The following is an 18,771-nucleotide window of genomic DNA, read 5'->3' as shown; positions in this document are numbered from 1 at the left end:
CCCATTGTTTGAGCGACCGTTGTTGGTCTACGGATTACGGCCCAACTAAACCACTCTGATCCGACATTCTGCCCCGTAACGGACAAACGGCATGGCCGCCCGGCCACTGCCAGGCGACCACACCGGATCAACGTTGGACTACGCGGTGGCGCAGATGGCATACGCCGTGTCGGACCAGTTCCCGGCGAACGCGTCCTCCTCGTACGCGCCGGACGCGGCGGACGTCGGGGCGGTCGCGGGACCACCGTTGGGGCGGAAGTCGTCCACGATGCCCTCGCCGGTCACCCCGTTCAGCTCGTAGCCGGCGCCGGTCAGCACCTTCCCGACCGGGCAGGTCGCCGTGACGCTGCGGAAGTCGAGGGAGGTGCTGGCCCCCACGGCCGAGGTGCGCACCAGGCCCGCGAGGGGGTTGGCGCAGATCGCGTACGCGGTGGCGGACCAGTTCAGGGCCGTGGCGTCCGACTCGTACGCGCCGACGGTGACCGCGGTCGGTGCCGTGGCGACGCCGCCGTTGGGGCGGAAGTCGTCGACGACACCTTCACCGGTGACGCCGTTCAGCTCGTAGCCGGTGCCGGTCAGCACCTTTCCGACCGGGCAGGTCGCGGTGACGCTGCGGAAGTCGGCCGAGTTGCTGACGCTGACCGCGGAGACCCGGACCAGGCCGGGCACCGGGTTGGCGCAGATCGCGTACGCCGTCACCGACCAGTTCCCCGCGAACGCCTCGGTCTCGTAGGCGCCGACGGTGACCGCCGTCGGCGCCGTGGCGACGCCGCCGTTGGGACGCAGGTCGTCGACGATGCCCTCGCCGGTGACACCGTTGAGTTCGTAGCCGGTGCCGGTGAGCACCTTCCCGACCGGACAGGTCGCCGTGACGCTGTGATAGTCGGCCGAGTTGTTGACGCTGGTCGCGGTGATCCGCACCAGACCGGGGACCGCGGCGGACGCCGGGCTCGCCGGGGCGAGCACCGCTCCGGCCGCGACAAGACCGAGCACGAGTACGGACACTCGGGCGCCGAGCCGCCGACTTTTGTTCTGAGTACGCATGGATTTCTCCCGTCTGAGGCCGGACGGGGCGGCAGGTGCGACGCCGACGTCGAGGCCGTTCGTGATGACGGATTCACGCTAGGTAGTCGCCCGACCAGGCGTTATCTCCAAGCCGACTACGTCGCGTAACGGACTGGATCCGTCCTCGGCGGCACTGGCCTGACGGACGATGCGCAGGCATCGATGCTCGTGCATACCATTTGGTTATGCCTGCCCGCCGCGTCACCGCCACCATCGCCCTCGCCGCGCTGGCGAGCCTCCTCGCCGTCAACGCCGCCCACGCCGACGGGCCGGCGATCAGCACCCCCGGCGCCCCCACGGTGGTGGCCAACGAACCACATCAACTCACGCTCAGCTGGGCGCCCTCCGCCTGGGTCGAGCCCGGCGCGGAGCAGCCGATCAACTACGAGGTGCAGGTGCCGCTGGGGCCAAACACGTACCGCTTCCTCGGCTCCACCACCGACACCACGATCACGCTGACCGACCTCGCACCCGGCACGACGTACCGGATCGCGGTTGCCGCCCGCGCGCTCGGCGGCTACTCCGACACCTCGCCCACCACCACAGTGCGCACCGCGGCCGGCCGCGCGACGGTCAGCTACCTCAACCTGGACTGGTCCCCCACGAACAACCAGATCCAGCACCTCCTGAAGGTGACCAACACCGGCACCGGGCCACTCGACCTGAGCACGGTGCAGGTGCGCTACCACCTGCGCTTCGAGGGCGCCAACACCTCGCTGGTGCCGAACTGCGACTGGGCCGCGCTGGGTTGTGCCCGGATCCGGCAGACCGTGCAGTTCTTCATCCCGCCAGGCGGGCCGCCCGGCGGGATGACGACGCCAGCGCCGCCGGGTTACCCGATCCCGGGAACGCCGGTCCCCGGCTGGGTGGAGCTGACCTTCACCGACGGCACGCTCGCGCCGGGCCAGTCGACCGGGCCGATCCAGCTACGGCACCACCGGCACAGTTGGAGCGCCATCGACGAGCGCGATGACCCAAGCTGGGTCGCCGCCACCGGCCAGTGGACCGAGAACGACCGGATCACGCTGGACGTCGACGGGGTACGCGAGTTCGGCGACACCTACTCCTGACCGCGCTCCGGGTGACCGACGTGAGCGGGCGTCCGGCCGGCCTTGTCCTGACGAGCGGTATACCTGTGAGTCATATCTATGCCTCACAGGTATACCGCTCTACGCGGAACTACTCCCGACGTCTCGCGACGGATGCCGTATGCCCTGGACCGGCAGGTCCTCGACGTGGCCCCACTTGAGTTCGGTGCCACCAAGCAGAGCCGCCTCACCCCACGACACCCGGAGCAGACCTTCGTCGGAGTTGCAGGCGAACCCGACGAGCAGCACCCTTGGCTCGTCGGCCAACTGCTCCACGGCCTCCCGAAGAGCTGAGCGGTCGCGGGCCTCCTCCGGGGTGAGCGGCATCAGCGGCAGAGTGACCTCCTCATGGCCCGGCTCAGGCCCAAAGAGGATCAACAGGTCTCGGATCAGCCGGTTGAGGTCCCGCCCGGGGCGGGCGTCGCGCATGTCCAGGTCACTCCGGGTCGCGTATCGCCAGGGCAACAGAAGATGCCCCCTGCAAATGGTGACCCGCACCTGGGCGCCCGGTGGGTGCACGTCCGCCACGTCGGGGAGGTCACGGAGGTACTCGTGCAACACCTCGTACTGCTGCTTCCACCGGACCGGACCGAAGGCGTGATCGGTGTCCAACTCCGAGGCATCGCGGGCATCCTGCGCAAGCTCGACCGCGCGGCGCAACGCCGCTGGGATCGCCGTGCGCAGAGTGGTTGCCAGCGGCAGCCCGAACTTCTCGACCGACCACCGAGACGGACCGTCAGCACCCTCCACCGCTTACCCCCCGCGCTGAGGCGAACACGCTCAGGCGTTTAAGCCTCTCATGGCGATCGATCAATGAGAAGGCGCAGCCATCAGTGGGTGAGGCCTTTGGGCAGGTGGATGCGGGCGGCGGGGATGCCGAGGTCGATCAGCCGTGGCCGCGCGCCGGCCAGCATCGCGGGTGGGCCGCAGAGGTAGAGGTCCTGGCCGGGCTGGTGGTGTTCGAGGGCGATGGTCAGGGCGTCGCCCCGCTCGGCCGGCTCGGCGCAGGGGTCGTCGGAGAGCGCCGGCACGATGGTCAGCCAGTCGTGGGCGCATTGCAGCTTGTCGAGGGCGATCGAGTCGTACAGGTCGGTGAAGGTGCGCGCGCCGACGATCAGCGTCACCAGCCGGCCGTCCGGTGCGGCGGCGACCTGTTCGACCAGGGCGCGCAGCGGCGCCAGGCCGGTGCCACCGGCGACGAGAAGCAGATCGCTCGTGCTCGTCGGCTCGAGGCTCAGGCCGGTGTCGCCGGGTGGGCCGAGCCAGAGCAGCTCGCCGGGGCGTACCTCATGGACCAGGCGGTGGGAGACGGTGCCGGCGGGTACGGCGCGGACGTGCAGCTCGACGGTGCCGTCCGCGCGTGGGGCGTTGGCCGGTGAGAGCCAGCGCCAGTGCCCCGGCAGGCGCGGTGTGCAGACCGGCACGGCCTGACCGGGCTGGAAGGGCAGTCGCCGCCAGGGACGTACCGTCAGGATGGCGATGTCAGACGCCGGCCGATCGTGGCCGATCACCTCGACGTGCCACCAGGCCCGGCCGTCACCGGCCTGCGCGGCGGCGCGGCGGATGGCGCGCACGGCGCGGCACAGAGCGCGCTCGGCAGCGACGGTGAGCTGCGGCGTCCACAGTGGGCGCGCGTGGCGGGCCACGGTGGCGAGCAGCGCGTCGCCGACGGTGGTGGCGTGCGGGAGCAGGTCGAAATGACGGTACGCGTGGCCGAGCACCCGGAGCAGCGCCGCCCGGATCGCCGGGTCGTCGCCGGCGATCAGGAGGCGGCCCAGCGCGGTGAAGAACAGCGGCGTGTCGCGGTATGGGAGCAGCCCGGGTCGGCGGTCTTCGAGGGTGCACCAGAAGTCGCCGGCGGCCCGCGCGTCGATCGACTCCCAGGCGGCGGCCAGGCTCACGCGGGCCGGGTGGTCGTCGTCGATCGCGGTGGGCATGGGGCTCCAAGTCGTTGATTCATGGGCTGGCACCGGGGCGAGGGGAGCTGCGCCGTTGAGGGCCGGCGCAGTTCCGGGACAGGGCACCCGCCCCGGGCCATGCGTCGACTGTCGCGGCTGACCAGGGACAACGGCATGTAATGGTGATCGTTGACGGCATACGCGATCGGTATGCGCTCGACTCTGCGACTGTCGAATCGGGCAGACTGCGGGCATGACGGAACGTCCGGTGCTGTATCTGGTCGTCTGCGCCGCGGGTCCGGCGGAACACATCGACGAGCTGGTCGACCTCCTGATCGCCGACGGGTGGCAGGTGCGCATGATCGTCAGCCCGACCGCCGCGCCGTGGCTCGACCGGGCGGCGTTGCAAGACAAGACCGGCTATTTGGTACGCGTGGAGTGGCGGATGCCTGGCGACCCGGAGCCGCACCCGCCGGCTGATGTGGTGGTGGCCGCCCCGGTCACGTTTAACACGGTGACGAAGTGGGCGCTGGGCATCAACGACACGCTGGCGCTCGGCGTCCTCAACGAGTCGCTGGGGGCGGGGCTGCCGATCTTCGCGTTTCCGCACACCAAGGAGGAGTTGGCCGCGCATCCCGCCTATGCGGGTCACGTGGCGGTGCTGCGTGCTGCCGGCGTGGTCGTGGCCGACGGGAAGCCGCTGGACTCGGTGAACGGGCCGGGACGGTGGGGTGTGGTCATCGAGACGCTGCGGGCGGCGCGTCCGGCCTGAGGAGCTGCCGTCCGTTCCCTTGTCCGGCGGTCCTTTGACGATATGCGTTGTGCGTATACCAGCGCTCCACGCAGCGTGTTCAATGGATAGGCTCGATGAGGCGAGACGGACGGAGCCGCCGGTGACACACGCGAACTGCCCTCGGTGCGGCGGACGGCTGGCCCGGGACAACGACAGCGGACGGTGTGCGCCATGCCACGCCGCTGAGCGGGACCGGCTGAGCGCACCACCGAAGGTTCCGGCGAGCTTCTGGGAGCACGAGCCGGTACGACTCGCGCTGATGGAGCGGCATCTCGGGCGGGTGATCCGGGCGTACCGATGCCATCCGTACCACGGGCGGGTCGCCTTGCCGCAGTCCGTGGTGGCGGGATGGCTGGGGATTACACAAGCACAGTTGAGTCGGGTGGAGAACGGCCCGCCGCTCGTACACCTGGACCGGCTGGCCCACTGGGCGAAGCTCCTTCGGGTGCCGGCGGGGCGCCTATGGTTCCGCCTCCCTGACCAACCTTGTTGGATCGACGCCAGCCTCATAGCCGACGGCGCCGATCGCGCAGATGGCGAGGATCAGCTGACCGAGCCGGGCGAGCGATCTACCTCAGCAGTTAGAATGGAGAACGCACCAGGCCAAGGGGGTGGCGCTACGGACCGCCGACGCTTCAACGTACTGGCCGCACTCGCGGGACTGGCCGCAGGCGGTCACACGTACCTGCTCGCAGAGCCCGTCGAGGTCCCGAGAAACATCGGCATGGAGCATGTGCAGCTGGCCAGCTCCCTGGTCGATGATCTCCGGCGAGCAGACGCGGCAGCGGGCGCAGATCTGCTCTGCGACATCGCCATCCAAGCGCACACCAGGCTGTCAGCCTGGGCGGCACGGGCGAGCTACAGCAGAGAGGTCGGCGACGCCCTTCAGAGCGCCCTGGCGGACCTCTCCATCGAGGCGGCCTGGCTCGCCATTGACGCCGATCGCCGGTCCGAGGCAAGGCCGTACCTGAACGAGGCCATCACTCGTGCACGAATCGCAGATGACCCGCGAGTGGAAGTCCGCGCTCTCACGCACTTGTCCCTGCTGATCCGCGAGAGCCAACCCGGCGAGTCGCTGCACTGCGCCGAAGCGGCTCTGCGGGTGTCCGGCGGCTGGGCCACACCTCGGCTCACCACGTTGCTGCACTTGCGCCGGGCACACGCATACGCCGTCCTGAGGGATGCCAGCGGCTTCAGCCGCGAAATGTCCAAGGCCCGCCGTGAGCTGGACCGCGGCTCTCACGAGGACGACCAGGGTTTCGTGCACTTCGTGAACGTCCAAGAGTTGAACGGGATCGAAGGGCTCTCCTATCTGGCCCTCGAAAGACCTGAGCGCGCTGTTCAGTCTTTGCACTCGATCACTGCCAACCCCTCGCCTGGCCATCGGCGGAACCAGGTCTACTACACAGTGCGGCTCTCAGAGGCCGCGTACCAGCAGGGCGACGTCAACGAAGCGGCACGTATCGCTCTGGACGTCCTGCCCGTCGTACGCCAGATCAACTCGAAGCGAGTGAGCCAGCATCTCGCGCAGGTGCGTGGCAAGTTGGCGGCACCACCACAGGCAACCACGACAAGCCGCCGGTTCGTTGACGCCTACGATCAGGCGGTGAGTGTGTGATCGAGGGTCTGCAACTCCGCCATCACAGCGCCGAGGAAGCTAAGCAGATCCTCGATCAGCTCGTGGACCTCTACCTGGAGGTCTACGCGGGCGGCGGCGAGTTCTACAGCGAGGACCGCTACCGGCGGCAGCTCGACCTCCATATGCAGCGAGCTGGCTGGGAGCTGGCAACCGCAACGGTCGACGGGGCCTTGGTGGGCTACATCTATGGGTTTCCGCTGCCTGCACAGACACGGTGGTGGGAAGGCATCCATGAGCCGGTGCCGCCGGGGTTCACCGAGGAGGACGGGACTCGCACCTTCGCGCTCAGCGAGCTGCTGGTACACCCCGCCTGGCGACGTAACGGCATTGCGGCGGCGCTGCATGACGAGCTGGTCGCGGGCCGGGCTGAGCCGCGAACCACACTCTTGGTCCGTCCCGACGATGCTGCCGCCCAGCTGGCATACCGATCCTGGGGCTGGAACAAGGTCACCAAGTTGCGGCCGATCTGGGAGAATGCTCCAGTCTTCGATGTTCTGCTGCTCACTGCAGAGACCCGCCCTCATCCGACTGGCTCCAGATCTTGAGGCAAGGTTGGTCGACTGTTGGTCGCCGTGCCAGCGTGATCTTCGCCAGTGATCGTTGTACGCCGGGGTGATGAGGCACTCAGACAGAGGTTGGGGTGTCCGCCCGGCGGCGGGCGAAGCGTGAGGCTGTACGGCGGCAGGCGGCGGGTGGTTCACCGAGGGTGTGGCCGCTGTGACGGGGTGCGGGGGGCATAGCGATGACCGGAGGCTCTGGGGGGCCGGCCGTTCGTCGGCCAGCTCCGTTGAGTGACGCGGTCTCCAACCAGATGAAGCGCATGCGCCGATCCTCCACCAAGCCCGAACTACTTATCCGCCGAGAACTGCACCACCGCGGCCTGAGGTTCCGGATCAACCACCCTGAACTGCCGGGACGACCTGACATCGCCTTCACCAGAGCACGTCTGGCCGTCTTTGTTGATGGGTGCTTCTGGCACCAGTGCCCGAAACACGGGGTGATGCCGAAGAACAACCGTGAGTGGTGGCAGGAAAAGCTGCGTCGGAACGTCGAACGGGACAGGGAGAAGGACGCGGCACTGACGGCGCTGGGTTGGCAGGTTCGGCACTTCTGGGAACACGAGGACCCGGTGGCCGTGGCGGATGAGGTGGAGCAGACATGGCGACATCTACGGACACCGCCGGCGCCTGTTTCAAGATCACGACGTAGGTTGTGACATCCTGGTCGTCATCAGGGACGAGCTGACGGAGGTGGGCAGATGCCCGGCAAGGCGTGGTTCGACGTCGCACCCTCGGCTGCACGCTTGACCAACTCGCTTCGCGACATCGGTTATGACTTCCCGACCGCAGTGGCCGACATCGTCGACAACAGCGTCGCCGCCGGCGCCTTGCGCGTGGAGGTGATGATCGAATTTGCCGGGTCGAAGACCCGGGTCTACATCGCCGACGACGGACGTGGCATGTCTCCCGGTGCGCTGCTCGAGGGGCTCCGACTGGGCACACGTCGCTCCTACAAGAAAGGGGATCTCGGCCGCTACGGGTTGGGTCTCAAGACCGCGTCCCTGTCGCAGTGCCGTTCGGTTGCAGTGATTTCCCGCAGCACCCCCGACGTTGTGCGGACCTCAGCCCGAGTCCTCGACCTTGACGTGGTCGAGGAATGGGATCAGTGGATCGTGATTGATCCCGGTGCGGATCCGGATATCGCCAGAGCCCGTCAGTGGCTGGCCGAGGGCACAGGGACTGTCGTCCTCTGGCGCAACCTCGACCGGGTGCTTCCCGAGAAGCGTCCCGAGGGGGGCTGGGCACGCCGGCGACTGGAAGCGCTGGCAACAAAGACGGCGGAACATCTCGGAATCGTGTTCCATCGATTCCTCGAAGGCGTCGGCGGACGCACTCCGCTTGTCATCACCGTCAACGGTCAGAAAGTGCGGGCATGGAACCCGTTCGCTCCGGACGAGGACGGCCTTTCCGAGCTGCCCGCGCAGCGCTTTGAGATCGCCGCCGGCGATGTCTCGGGCCATGTTGACCTTCGCCGTTTCATCCTGCCGTCCCGTGACAGATTCTCCAGGCCAAGCGAGTTCGAGCGAATGTCGGGGCCGTTAAACTGGAACCGGCAGCAGGGTCTCTACGTCTACCGGGCCGACCGGCTGGTTCAGTGGGGCGGCTGGAGTGCCATCCGTGGGATCGACGAGCACACCAAGATGGCCAGGGCTTCGCTCGACTTCAGCACGGACCTCGACTCCGCCTTTAATATCAACGTCGCGAAGATGCGGGTGTCGCTACCGGCCCAGTTGCGTCAGATGCTGGAGGCGCCGGTCAACGAGCTGTGCGGCTACGCCAACGACGCCTACCGTAAGAGCGCCCGGGTGAAGGCGAAGCCCTTGCCCCAAGACCTCAGCGCGTCCGCCGACGTGCGGTCCGCCACGCAGGCAGCGACGACCACCGGGCTCGCCCTGCGAGCGGCGGCGATGCAGTCCGGCGAGTGGGCCGCCTGGCAACGAATCGCGTCGACCCTGCGCAAGGACGCCCCGGAGATCGCCCAGTCGTTGGGATTGGAGCCCTGAGCCGCTGACGGACCCGGCTTAGAAGAGCCGTAGCGGGTCGGCGCGCGATTCCGAGCAGAGCTTCTGGAGCGGGCAGGCATTGCATTCCGGTTCCATCGGTCGGCACAGGCTGTTGGCCAGCTCAACCAGACCCAGATGGGCTCGCCGGGCGTCCGAATCACCGCCGATCATTCGGGCGATCTCCAAGCGGCCGTCCGTGAGCCGGTTCCGACGATCGACAGGATCACCGCTGAAGCGGGCGGCCACCCGCAGTACGCCCTTCGTCACAAGAACAGGCTCCTCGGACTCCTCTTCGCTGTGTGCGGGCACCACGAGAATCGCGAGGTCGGCCACCGCTTCGGTGAGCCCTGGGACATGGCGGAGCTGGTCGTCGCCATGGAGCAGCTCCGGGTTGTCGGCGAGCCGGCCGGCCAGTTCCAGAATCGCCCCGGCTCGGCCAGGCCGCCCAGCCCACTTGCTGATCTCCAGCAGCTCAGCCTCCGCGAGGACAGTCTCCTGCGGCTCACGCCAGCGGGCCAGTAGTGGCCAGATGAAGCGCACCACCTCGGCCGGCGCGCGGTCCAGAAGCATTTCGGCCTGAATCACCTGCCAGCGGGTTTCCGCCCTCAGCCAAGGGAGGCCGCGGACCGCCGCGCTGTCGAACCACGCGGCGAGAAGCGCAGCGATGTCCTGCGTCGTCGCGGGCACCGGTCGCGGATCGTCCAGGGCCGCGCGTACAGCGCCAGCGAGGTGCTCTCCCAACAGCGGGGGAACAGCGTTACCGATCTGGCGGAACGCCGCAGATGGTGGCCCGGCGAAGCGGAACCAGTCCGGGAACGTCTGAAGCCGCGCCGCCTCGCGAACCGTGATGGTGCGATTCTGCCGCGGATGGATGTACCAGTAGCCGTCCTTGGCGATGTGTGCGGTGATCGTACGCGACAAGTTGTTTTCGTCGAGCCGCTTGTACTTGTCGTCGAAGATGTCCTCGCGGTATCGCTTGACCTCGTCCGGGAGATCCCGGTACCGAGTGGTGGCGTCCATCGCTTCGAAGGCGCGAGCGTCATCTTCGCGGACGGGCCGCGTGATGTGATCGAAGATCTTTTTTGCGTCGTCCGCAGGCACCGACTTCCGCATACGCCGTTGAAACTCGCTCTGCGGTCGGTCGTAGTCGGTCCAGCCTTCCGCGCCGCCTGTCGGCCGCCAGCCGCCTTCCACTTCCGGAAGGTCGCCGATGGCATTCCAGACCGTCACCCGCTCGCGCTGTTCCTGCGGCCAGGTGAAGGCCGCGCCGTCGCGGAGCGCCACCAGGATGAGCCGTTGTCGGAACTGCGGAACGCCGTAGCGGAAGGTCTCCACCGAGCGTTCCTCGACCGCGTAACCGATCGACTCCAGCTCATGGACCATGGTCCGGAGAATGAACATCTCCTTGTCCAGTGCCATGTCCGGCACGTTCTCCATGAGAACAGCCTGAGGGCGGGCGATGCGAACGATCTCAAGGTAGGAACGCCACAGGTCCCGCCGCTCGTCGTACGGGTCACGCAGCCCGTGACGGACGCGGTGCCTGATCTTCGAGCGCCCAGCCTTCGAGAACGGCTGGCAGGGAGGGCCGCCAGCGAGGAGTTCCACTCCCGCAGCCTTGATCAGTTCAGCCACCTGCCGAACCCGCTCTGGATCCCCTAGGTCCCAGTCGACGCTCATCCCGCCGTGATGATGTCGGTGGGTCTCGATCGCTTCCTCGTCATGGTCGACCGCGATCACGACCTGGTATCCAGCGGCTTCGAGTCCCAGGCTGAGACCGCCAGCACCGCTGAACAAGTCGGCGGCCAAACGGCCGCCGCCAGCCCTGAGCCTTGATGCCAGGGAGACGAGCTCCTCGGGCTCCGAGCAGGCGTCAGGATGAGGAGCGAGACGAAGGAAAGGACCGCGAACCAGCTTGACCCCGTACCCACGGCGACGAACAGGGGTGGCGGCGGGCTGGTCTTCAGTGGTCACGATCAGGCAGGTTACCGCTAGGCCGCCTGTGTCGACGATCGCCCATCCCGACACACCGCGACTCATTGCGTCCTGCTGTCAACCCGCCCGTTGACCTGAGCAACCAACCATCCGTACGGGTGGAAGCATCGCGGGCAAAAGGCATGTAACACCCGCAAGCACAATAAACGATCTTGACATACCACGTGAGAGAAGCATCACCTCCCTATACTCGCGCTGTCCGCACCGAGTCCAACGTTGCACCCCACATCGGTGCGCTGATTCGGTCGGACAGCCACGAACGCAAACTGTGCGGCGCCCCCGAGCCCCGTGCCCGACTGGAGCGACCTGCTTTGAGTTACGACATCGCCAACCCAGATCCCGCCGGAACCATTACCTCTCTGCGGTCCTTCGGGTACAGCGTCGAGGCCGCCGTGGCGGACCTCGTTGACAACAGCGTCTCGGCCGGCGCCCGTCGTATCGACGTCTACTTCACCTGGGCGGGCCCTGCCTCGTGGGTGGCCGTCGTGGATGACGGCAGAGGCATGACGACCGAGAACCTTGTCAGCGCGATGACGGTCGCCGCCCGCGGCTCCTTCAAGGCTCGCGCATCTGAGGATCTGGGGCGGTTCGGTATGGGCCTGAAGAGCGCATCGTTCTCGCAGGCCGCCCGACTCACGGTTGCGACAAGCCCCGAGGCCGGCGCAGCTGAGGCTGTCCGCACCTGGGACCTGGCGGTCGTGTCCGCCACCAGCGAGTGGCGCCTGCTGCACGGCACCGATGACGAAACCGCTGAAACTCTGGCCCGGCTGCGACCGGACGGAGGTGTCGGCACAACCGTGATCTGGCGAAGTTTGCACCGGTTCGACGTCGACGGCCTAGCGGTGGAGGACACCCGCGCGCAGAAGCAGTTCTACACCGAGGTAACCCGCGTCGAGGAGCACCTCGGCATGGTCTTCGCCCGTTTCCTGACTGGCCGGAACCGGATCACGTTGACGGTCAACGGCACTCCCGTAAAGGCGTGGGATCCGTTTCTGAGCGGCCATCCCTCGGTTCAGCGACTTCCCACCGAGGAGCTGCCCGTCGGTGCGCACACCGTGCGGATCGAGCCGTTCATCCTGCCCCATCCCAAGAAGCTCGACTACGAGCAGCAGGAACAGGCCGCCGGTCCAATCGGCTGGCTCGATCAGCAAGGGTTCTACGTCTACCGAAGGGACCGGCTGATCCTCGCTGGCGACTGGCTCGGCATCCGCGGTTTCCGGCGCGACGAGCGGTACAACTTGGCGCGGATCGTGGTGGACGTCCCGGCTGAGGCGGACGCCGAATGGGCCATCGACGTGCGGAAGTCGACGGCAGTGCCTCCGGTAGGTGTTCGACGCCATCTCCAGCGCATCGGCACAGCGACCCGCAGCAGGGCCGCCGAGGTGCTCAGCCATCGTGGTCGGATCGCTGCCCGGGAGCACGGTGCCGAGTTCATCTATGCCTGGCGGGTGGACAAGCGCGACGGCAGCATCCGGTGTCGCATCAACCGCGACCATCCGCTGGTGCGGGAGGTGATGCAGGGCGGCCCCGATGCGGCCGTCGACGCCAAGGCGCTGATTAGGCTGCTTGAAGAGACCGTCCCGGTGGCCGCGCTGCGGATCATGCACGACGGTGACGTGGCGGACGACCCCGAGCCGTTCCTGGGAGCGGCACCCAAGGAAGTGGGCGACGTTGCTAACCGCATCTACGCCGCGTTCGTCGCCCAGGGCCGGACCCCTCGCGAGGCGAAGGAGCGCCTCGCGCTCATGCCGCCCTTCGACCAGTTCGACGGCTTCTGGCAACAACGCTGACGGCCCTACCGCCGCCGACCGCACATCAGATCAATGGGGAGGGCCACATGACCGCGCAGACGCAGGACAACCATGACGCGATGCAGCAGGCGATCCGGCTCGTGCTCGCACTGCTTCCTCAGGACCGTCAGGCAACGCACGACGAGATCGCGGAGAGCGTCGATCCGATCTGGATGATGCAGCAGTCCCGCGGGCAATTGCTTGACCGGGACGTTCTGCTCAAGGAGATCGAGTCGCGGGTTGCGGTGTGGCAGGACGACTCGGTCGGTTTAAAGGACGATCGCAACCACATCGAATGGCTCACCGAGGCTCAGCTGGAGCGCAGCTGGGACTTCTGGGACCGCTACCGTCGGTATCTCGAGGATGTCCGCCTGATGCCGCCGCGGGTTGTTCGCCGACTGGACCAGAGCACAGACCGTATCCTGCGCCAGATCGAGGACCCGTGGCGTCCAGGCGCCTGGCGCCGTACCGGCCTCGTGGTCGGCCAGGTGCAGTCGGGCAAGACCGGCAATTACATCGGCTTCGCCAGCAAGGCGGCCGACGCCGGTTACAAGCTGATCGTGATCCTGGCCGGCATTCACAACAGCCTCCGGAGTCAGACCCAGCTCCGGGTGGATGAGGGCCTGCTCGGCTTCGACACGCAGTACCAGCAGCGCTACGACGAGACCACTAACACGGCACGCATCGGTGTCGGAGTGATGCCCGGCGTGAAGCGGCTGAAGATTGCATCACTGACGAACAGCGCGGAGGGCGGGGATTTCAAGCAGCAGATAGCCAGGAACCTCAACCTGCCGATCGGTGACTACCCCGTCGTTCTCGTGATCAAGAAGCACAAGAGCATCCTCGAGAACGTCCGCAAGTGGATCGTCGAGGTTGAGGGCGTGCCAGTCGGGGACGGCAAGTCGAAGGTCGTGCGGGACATTCCTCTCCTCGTCATCGACGACGAGGCGGATCACGCGTCCGTCGACACGACCAAGGACGATGACACCGACCCCTCGACCATCAACCGGTCGATCAGGCATCTGCTCAACAGCTTCGACAAGGCGGCGTACGTCGGATACACCGCGACGCCTTTTGCCAATATCTACATCAAGCCGAAGGCGGACCACGACACGTTCGGGCTCGACCTGTTCCCCGAAAGCTTCATCGAGAGCCTGCCTGCGCCTTCGAACTACCTGGGACCGGAACGGGTGTTCGGACTGAGCGCGACGGACCTGGAGGACGACAGTGTCAAGGCCCTTCCGATCTTCCGCCCCGTTCGTGACCACGAGAGGTGGATGCCTCGTCGGCACAAGAAGGAATGGGTGCCGTCGGAAGAGCTTCCCGTGTCACTCCGCGATGCGATCGATACCTTCGTTCTGACGTGTGCTGCCCGTCGGGTGCGGGGACAGGGCAGTCAGCACAACTCCATGCTCGTGCACGTCACGCGGTTCGTCAGTGTGCAGAATCGGATCCGCGACCAGATCGAAGAATACGTTGAGTTGATGCGTGACCGGCTCCGCGACGGGATGGGCGGGGAGGCCGCCCACTTGCTTGCTCAGCTTCGGGACCTGTGGGAGCGGGACTTTGCCGTCACGAGTGCGACGTTCCCGGCCGAGGAGGCCCCGCCGACAGGTTGGATTGACGTCGAGAAGGAGCTGCGACCGGCCCTTCGCAAGGTCGATGTGCGGGCCGTCAACGGCACCTCCCGCGACGCGCTCGAATACTACGAGAAGCGCAAGGCCGGGTTGTCCGTGATCGCCGTGGGCGCGGACAAGCTTTCCCGCGGGCTCACACTCGAGGGTCTCAGCGTGAGCTATTACCTGCGAGCGTCGTCCATGTACGACACTCTCCTCCAGATGGGCCGCTGGTTCGGCTACCGACCCGGGTACGAGGACCTGTGCCGGCTGTACACGACGTCCGAGCTTTTCAAGTCGTACGGGGAGATCACTGCAGCGGACAACGAGCTCCGTCGGGACTTCGAGGAGATGGCCCGCCTCGGTCAGACGCCGGAGAGCTTCGGACTGCGGGTCCGCGCCTCTCCCGCCGGGCTAGCGGTCACCGCCGCCAACAAAATGCGACGCGGCGTCAAGGTGCGGCTCAGCTACTCCGGCGAGCTCCCCGAAACAACGGTCTTCAGTTTGCACCCTGAGGCTGTCCGACGGAACTCTGACATTCTCGAACGCTTCATCACCGGCTTGGACCAGCAGGGCGGTCCTGAGCGCGACGGGACCAGCCTGGTCTGGCGAGGCGTGCCGCCAACCGAGATCATCGACGGATTCCTCGACGGGTACATCTCCGACCGCGGCTCCTACCGAGTACGTCCGGCGCTCATCGCCCAGTACATCCGCGGCTGCGTCGCGGTGGGCGAGCTGTCCCACTGGACTGTGCGGCTGGTGGGCACGCCCAGCGGAACGTGGCGTGAGATTGGTAAGCACCCAGTTCGTCTGGTGACCCGTTCCGGTCCCGAAGGCATGGAGCCGGAAGAGGGGCGGCATGTCATCAAGCGGGTCCTCAGCCCTACGGACGAGAGCAGGGACCTCTCCGATGAACTCAGAACACGTGCGCTCGAGGCGACGAGCGCCGCTCGCCGGCTCGAAGCAGCGCGCAAGGGAAAGAAGTTCAAAGAGCCGACCATCCCCACCGGGCAGCCGCTCCGAAGGTTCCGACCCGTGCAGGAGCCCTTGCTCCTGATCTATCCGATCGAACACCCCGAGCGAAAGACCGACGCCAGCCTTCCTCCATTGGTTGGCTTCGCGATCAGCTTCCCGTTCTCGGAGCACCCGACGGAGACCGAATACGTGGTCAATGACGTCTGGAGGCAACTCGAGATCGATCTCTTCGATGACGAGGATCCGGACGAGTGAGGGTCCGAGAAGAAGACTGGGCGCCTCTCGAGGCTGAGAATCACCCGTACGGCATCGTCGCCCGGCGCCTGTTTCCACGATCGCGGCACGACATCTTCCTGGCAGTTCAGCAGCCAACGGGGAGGCGGGTGCTCCTTCTGCGGGTGCCCGCGTCTGCCGGTCGGTCGGTGGCCGAACGGTATTCGTCATTGCCCAGCACTCGGGGTCTTGCGATCGAGTTCGCGACGGCTCCTGACGGGAGCACCGAGCTTCGGGTCGTCCTCACCGCGGACGAGCGGCGGGAGGTCTTCAATCCGCTGATCGCCGACGTGGCCACGACCGCGCACTTAGCGGAGGGCCCCGTTGAGGCTCTGACTGCGGCTATCGAGCGCTTCGAGCACTGGCGTCACCTCCTCCAGTCCATCCGTGACACGGGGCTCGGTGAAGAGGCACGACGAGGTCTGTTTGGGGAACTGGTCGTCCTACGCGACCACCTTTGGCCGGTCCTGCCGCCTCAGAAGGCGGTGTCGGCCTGGCGCGGGCCGATGGGAGCGGATCAGGACTTCGAACTGGCGACCTGTGCCATCGAGGTCAAGACCGGGACGGGAAGAAGCCCCCGAAGCATCGTCATTGCGAGCGAGCGTCAGCTCGATGACACCGGTACCGGTCATCTGCTGCTGGCCCATCTCTCGCTGGACGAGCGTCGGGGCGGCTCGGGCGAGTCGCTCAACGCCATCGTCGGCTCGCTGAGGGAGGCGTCGCCGCCGGTGGTGCGAGCAGAACTGGATGATCTGCTCATCAGTGCCGGCTACCTCTCCGAACACCGGCATCTGTACGACGAGCTCCGCTACACAGTCCGGGGAACGGACTTCTGGCACGTCACCGGCGACTTCCCGCGCATCACGGAGGCTGACCTACGGCCAGGGGTAGGGGGCTGCCGCTACCGAATCAGCACTGTCGGCCTGGACCAGTACGGTGTCTCCGCCGAGCGGATAGCCAGCATTGTCAAGGGAGAGGCATGAGCCAGACCAGCCTGTCGGCCTACGCCCAGGAGCTCGTTGCCGACGTGCTCGCGACAGCGGAAGCGGAGAACGCCACCGCTCCGGACACCTTCACCCGCCGGGTGCTTGATGAGTTGGAGCAGGCCGGTGAGGTGGAGAACACCTTTACCGCCTACCACAAGGCGCTCGGTCTTGAGGTCAACGGCTACGGGATGAACGAGTCCCTCGGGACCCTGGATCTGTTCATCACCCAGTTCAGCCTTCAGCCGGAGGAGGGTCGCCTGACTCGGAGCCAGGCCGAGGGGCACTTCAAGCGGCTGCTGACCTTCGTGCGCAAGTGCCGTGACGGTCTAGCCAGGGACATCGATGAGTCGTCGGACGTGCATGACATGTGCGTCGCGGTTGAGAAAGCTCTACCCAACGCTCCACGGATCCGACTGTTCCTCCTGACGGACACCGTCAGCGCAGTCTCGACGCTGCCACCCGGCGAGCTGGACGGTCTCACCGTTACCCACGAGGTCTGGGACCTCACCCGGCTCCACCGGTTGGCTTCCTCGGGGACGCTCAGCGAGCCGATCGCGGTCGAATTCGATCCCCCGCTCCCCTGCCTCGCCACGCCCGAGACCGACCGCAACTACTCGGTCTTCCTGGCGATCATTCGAGGACAGGACCTGGCTGACCTTTACGGCCGGCACGGCACACGGTTGCTGGAGCTGAATGTCCGGTCGTTCCTGCAGACCAAGGGTGGGGTCAACAAGGGCATCCGGGACACCCTTCTGCACAACCCGGACCGTTTTCTGGCCTACAACAACGGCATCACCGCCACTGCTTCGACCGTCGATTTCACCGAACTGCCCGAGGGCGGCCAGGCGATCAGCAAGATCCACGATCTGCAGATCGTCAACGGCGGTCAGACCACGGCCTCGATCCACTACGCGCACTCGCGTGACAAGGCGGATCTCAGCCGCGTCCACGTACAGATGAAGCTGACCCGGGTCTCCCCCGATCGCCTGCCGGAAATCGTTCCGGAGATCTCCAAGTACTCGAACACCCAGAACAAGGTCACGGTCGTTGACTTCAGCTCCAACCACCCGTTCCACGTGGCCATCGAGCAGGTCACGCGATCGCTCTGGGCGCCGGCAGCGGACGGAAGCGGCCAGGAGACGAAGTGGTTCTACGAGCGCGCCCGAGGGCAGTACACCGACGCCTTGGCCCGCGAACGCACCCCCGCGAACCAGCGCAAGTTCAAAAGCCTGCATCCGACCGGCCAAAAGTTCACCAAGGCTGACGCGGCCAAGTTCATCCACTCCTGGGCCGGTCTTCCCTACTTGGTGAGCCGTGGGGCGGAGAAGAACTTCCGCGAGCTCATGATGCGGATGGGCGAGAACGCCCCAGCCGTCAACGTCAGCTACGCGCAGCGTCTGCTCGCCAAGGCGATCTTGTTCAAGGCCACCGACAAGATCGTCGCGGCGAGGGACTTCGGCGGATACAAGATCAATATCACCTCGTACTCAATCGCGCGACTGGCGGAGGCCACCAACCGACGGGTCGACCTGGACCGCATATGGCGGGAGCAGGGCCTGTCACCTGCGCTCGCCGCCGCCCTCGACGACCTGTGTGCGCCCGTGCGTGAGGTGATCGTCAGCCCGTCCAGGGGAGGGACCAACATCGGCGAGTGGGCGAAGCGCCCGGACTGCTGGGAGGCAGTGCTCGCCATCCCGTGGACCGTTCCCGACGACCTCTTGGCGGAGTTGACGGACCAGCCGCTCGATGACAGCGCTCCGCCGGACCCGGATAACACCACCGGAGGCGATGTCGGTCTGGTGATGGCTGTTTCCGCCCCCGAATGGTTTGCTCTGGCCAGATGGGCCAAGGAGACGAGGAACCTCCAACCCTGGCAGCGACAGCTGGCTGAGACTGTCGGCCGCTACATCAACAACAACTGGCCGATCGTCGAGAAGCAGGCGTCCCAGGTACTGCGGGTCATGACCGAGGCACAGCGGCTCGGGTTCAGAAGCACGCCCTGACGTGGTGGCGCCTTGTACGAGCATGAAAGGACCCCTGTGACCAGCGCACCACTTGGTGATCTCCCTCCCGAGGCGTACCACGACGCATCC

The 18,771-nt window shown here is 66.6% G+C and carries 14 protein-coding genes; 10 read left to right on the top strand and 4 right to left on the bottom strand.

Translation table 11 applies throughout. From position 1 onward, the window contains the following. Nucleotides 1–138 precede the first annotated feature (138 nt). The gene (locus ACQRWP_RS33650; protein WP_430500150.1) at nt 139–1,044 is read right to left on the bottom strand and encodes a hypothetical protein; all 906 of its coding nucleotides are present in this window, start codon (nt 1,042–1,044) and stop codon (nt 139–141) included. 206 nt (nt 1,045–1,250) lie between these two features. On the opposite strand from ACQRWP_RS33650, the gene ACQRWP_RS33645 reads away from it, so the two are divergent. Continuing rightward, nucleotides 1,251–2,135: a fibronectin type III domain-containing protein gene (locus ACQRWP_RS33645; protein WP_430500149.1), complete on the top strand. Its 885-nt coding sequence runs from the start codon at nt 1,251–1,253 to the stop codon at nt 2,133–2,135. A gap of 99 nt (nt 2,136–2,234) precedes the next feature. On the opposite strand, the gene ACQRWP_RS33640 is transcribed toward ACQRWP_RS33645, so the two are convergent. After that, nucleotides 2,235–2,903, bottom strand: coding sequence for a hypothetical protein (locus ACQRWP_RS33640; protein ID WP_430500148.1), 669 nt, complete (start codon nt 2,901–2,903; stop codon nt 2,235–2,237). 80 nt (nt 2,904–2,983) lie between these two features. Continuing rightward, nucleotides 2,984–4,090 (bottom strand): FAD-binding oxidoreductase, encoded by a 1,107-nt coding sequence (locus tag ACQRWP_RS33635; RefSeq protein WP_430500147.1) that lies wholly within the window; start codon nt 4,088–4,090, stop codon nt 2,984–2,986. Nucleotides 4,091–4,304: 214 nt separating this feature from the next. Here ACQRWP_RS33635 and ACQRWP_RS33630 point away from each other — a divergent pair, with 214 nt between their 5' ends. The 5 genes from ACQRWP_RS33630 to ACQRWP_RS33610 all read left to right on the top strand — a co-directional run bounded on the left by ACQRWP_RS33630 (nt 4,305) and on the right by ACQRWP_RS33610 (nt 9,046). After that, nucleotides 4,305–4,823: a flavoprotein gene (locus tag ACQRWP_RS33630; RefSeq protein ID WP_430500146.1), complete on the top strand. Its 519-nt coding sequence runs from the start codon at nt 4,305–4,307 to the stop codon at nt 4,821–4,823. A gap of 121 nt (nt 4,824–4,944) precedes the next feature. Beyond that, a complete protein-coding gene (locus tag ACQRWP_RS33625) occupies nt 4,945–6,462 on the top strand; it encodes a helix-turn-helix domain-containing protein (RefSeq protein ID WP_430500144.1) in 1,518 nt (505 codons plus the stop codon). After that, entirely contained in the window at nt 6,459–7,028 is a 570-nt protein-coding gene (locus ACQRWP_RS33620; RefSeq protein ID WP_430500143.1) for an N-acetyltransferase family protein, read from the top strand. The genes ACQRWP_RS33625 and ACQRWP_RS33620 overlap by 4 nt, the downstream gene beginning before the upstream one ends. A 242-nt stretch (nt 7,029–7,270) precedes the next feature. Beyond that, nucleotides 7,271–7,699 carry a very short patch repair endonuclease gene (locus ACQRWP_RS33615; RefSeq protein WP_430500142.1) on the top strand — a complete coding sequence of 143 codons (429 nt, stop codon included), beginning with the start codon at nt 7,271–7,273 and terminating at the stop codon, nt 7,697–7,699. Nucleotides 7,700–7,741: 42 nt separating this feature from the next. Then, on the top strand, nt 7,742–9,046 hold the full coding sequence (locus tag ACQRWP_RS33610; protein WP_357710574.1) for an ATP-binding protein: 1,305 nt from the start codon (nt 7,742–7,744) through the stop codon (nt 9,044–9,046). Nucleotides 9,047–9,064: 18 nt separating this feature from the next. Here ACQRWP_RS33610 and ACQRWP_RS33605 read toward each other — a convergent pair whose 3' ends face one another. Further along, nucleotides 9,065–11,017: a DNA cytosine methyltransferase gene (locus ACQRWP_RS33605; protein ID WP_430500140.1), complete on the bottom strand. Its 1,953-nt coding sequence runs from the start codon at nt 11,015–11,017 to the stop codon at nt 9,065–9,067. Between the two features lie 332 nt (nt 11,018–11,349). On the opposite strand from ACQRWP_RS33605, the gene ACQRWP_RS33600 reads away from it, so the two are divergent. Genes ACQRWP_RS33600 through ACQRWP_RS33585 form a run of 4 tightly spaced genes read left to right on the top strand, consistent with a single transcriptional unit; the run spans nt 11,350 to nt 18,681 of the window. After that, nucleotides 11,350–12,828, top strand: coding sequence for an ATP-binding protein (locus ACQRWP_RS33600; RefSeq protein ID WP_430500139.1), 1,479 nt, complete (start codon nt 11,350–11,352; stop codon nt 12,826–12,828). 47 nt (nt 12,829–12,875) lie between these two features. Next, a complete protein-coding gene (locus tag ACQRWP_RS33595; RefSeq protein WP_430500137.1) occupies nt 12,876–15,674 on the top strand; it encodes a Z1 domain-containing protein in 2,799 nt (932 codons plus the stop codon). After that, a complete protein-coding gene (locus ACQRWP_RS33590; RefSeq protein WP_430500136.1) occupies nt 15,671–16,675 on the top strand; it encodes a PD-(D/E)XK motif protein in 1,005 nt (334 codons plus the stop codon). Before ACQRWP_RS33595 ends, ACQRWP_RS33590 begins: the two co-directional genes overlap by 4 nt. Continuing rightward, nucleotides 16,672–18,681, top strand: a complete 2,010-nt coding sequence (locus tag ACQRWP_RS33585) for an AIPR family protein (RefSeq protein WP_430500134.1) — start codon at nt 16,672–16,674, stop codon at nt 18,679–18,681. Before ACQRWP_RS33590 ends, ACQRWP_RS33585 begins: the two co-directional genes overlap by 4 nt. Nucleotides 18,682–18,771 lie beyond the last annotated feature (90 nt).

It is taken from the genome of Micromonospora trifolii (assembly GCF_050516465.1).
In the GTDB taxonomy this organism is placed as follows: Bacteria; Actinomycetota; Actinomycetes; order Mycobacteriales; family Micromonosporaceae; genus Micromonospora; species Micromonospora trifolii.
This window is presented reverse-complemented; position numbering and strand designations above follow the sequence as displayed.

Excerpts from the sequence above, each read along its gene's own strand:
- ACQRWP_RS33630 (WP_430500146.1), top strand. The coding sequence starts at position 4,305 with ATGACGGAACGTCCGGTGCTGTATCTGGTCGTCTGCGCCGCGGGTCCG.
- ACQRWP_RS33650 (WP_430500150.1), bottom strand. The coding sequence starts at position 1,044 with ATGCGTACTCAGAACAAAAGTCGGCGGCTCGGCGCCCGAGTGTCCGTA.
- ACQRWP_RS33585 (WP_430500134.1), top strand. The coding sequence starts at position 16,672 with ATGAGCCAGACCAGCCTGTCGGCCTACGCCCAGGAGCTCGTTGCCGAC.
- ACQRWP_RS33635 (WP_430500147.1), bottom strand. The coding sequence starts at position 4,090 with ATGCCCACCGCGATCGACGACGACCACCCGGCCCGCGTGAGCCTGGCC.
- ACQRWP_RS33610 (WP_357710574.1), top strand. The coding sequence starts at position 7,742 with ATGCCCGGCAAGGCGTGGTTCGACGTCGCACCCTCGGCTGCACGCTTG.
- ACQRWP_RS33645 (WP_430500149.1), top strand. The coding sequence starts at position 1,251 with ATGCCTGCCCGCCGCGTCACCGCCACCATCGCCCTCGCCGCGCTGGCG.
- ACQRWP_RS33595 (WP_430500137.1), top strand. The coding sequence starts at position 12,876 with ATGACCGCGCAGACGCAGGACAACCATGACGCGATGCAGCAGGCGATC.